The following is a 1,384-nucleotide window of genomic DNA, read 5'->3' as shown; positions in this document are numbered from 1 at the left end:
GAACAAACAGCCGAGTACCCGCCACCGGACCACCCATCGACGGGACGTCCCGCTCGGTGATCCGGGCGCTGGTCGCGTTGACGGTCGTCTCCGTCGGGCCGTAGTAGTTGTAGCCCGACGTCTCCGATCGGGCCAGCCTGTTCCACAGCGATTCGCCTATCGCTTCGCCACCGGTTGACACGATGGCGGGGCGGTGCCGGGGATCGTCCAACAGGCCCGCGTTCACCAGGTACTGGGCGAGCGTCGGCGTCGTGTTCAGGAAGTCGATGCGCTGCTCGACGACGTAGTCCTTGAGCAGGTCGGCGTCATGCCGGACCTCATCGCTGATCAGGTGCAGTTCGTGACCGGCGAGCATGCCCGCGATCTCGTCCCAGCAGGCGTCGAAGGAGAAGGGCGCGATGAGCGCCAGCCGCATCCGGCTCTTCCCCGCGGACCGGCACTCCGGTGCGAGGAGTCCGTCCCGGATCGATCCCAGGTGGGCCCGGAGGGATCGGTGTTCCACGATCACGCCCTTGGGAACTCCGGTCGAGCCGGACGTGTGGATCACGTAGGCCGGATGTTCTGGAGAGGGGCGGTCCTCGGGCCCGGGGTCGTCGGTGGACTGGAGGTCGATCTCCGCGCGGACGTCCTGGCTGTCCAGGACGAGTCTGGGTACGCCGAGCTCCCGTCCTTGGCTCCAGGCGCCGGTGGTCACGATCAGCGAGGGGCGGCTGTTCGCGAGGATGAGGGCGGTCCGGTCCGCTGGGGAGTCGGGTTCGACCGGAACGAAGGCGCCGCCCGCCTTGAGCACGGCCAGCATGGAGACCAGCAGGTCACAGGTGCGGGGTAGCGCCAGAACCACCCGGCTCTCAGCTCCCACGCCTCGCTGACGGAGCACGGCCGCGAGTCGGTTCGCGCGCGTGTTCAACGTCCTGAAGTCGAGTTCGCCGTCCTGCGCGACCAGGGCGATCTCGTCGGGGGCCGTCTCCACCTGGGCGCGGAAGACGTCGAGGACCGTTTCCAGGGGGGCCGCGGCGGCGGGCTCGGCCGTCCCCCAGTCCTGGAGAAGGGTCTTCCGCTCCTCCGGGGCCAGGGAATCGAACCGGCTCACCGCGGTGTCCGGATTCGCGCACGCCTGTTCCAGCATCCGCACCAGGCGCTCACCCAACAGCCGGGCCGTCTCCTCGTCGAAGAGGTCCCTCGTGTAACCGACGTTCACGCTGAGCTGGAGACCGCTCCCGTCGAGGGCTTCCGCCTCCTCGAAGCTGAATTCGAGGTCGAAGTGCACGGCATCGCTCTGTACACGGTGAGCTGTGCTCACCAGGCCGGGCAGCGACATCATGTCCGCGCCGCCACTGGTGTACGACACGAACACCTGGAACAGGGGATGGCGGGCCAGCGACCG

The 1,384-nt window shown here is 68.4% G+C and carries 1 protein-coding gene; it reads right to left on the bottom strand.

The window, feature by feature from the left end:
• Positions 1–1,348: AMP-binding protein (locus DQW06_RS23490; RefSeq protein ID WP_198662528.1), on the bottom strand; the 1,348-nt coding region annotated here is incomplete at its 3' end.
• Between the last annotated feature and the right edge of the window lie 36 nt (positions 1,349–1,384).

The sequence above is a fragment of the Nocardiopsis sp. TNDT3 genome (assembly GCF_003427465.1).
In the GTDB taxonomy this organism is placed as follows: Bacteria; Actinomycetota; Actinomycetes; order Streptosporangiales; family Streptosporangiaceae; genus Nocardiopsis; species Nocardiopsis dassonvillei.
This window is presented reverse-complemented; position numbering and strand designations above follow the sequence as displayed.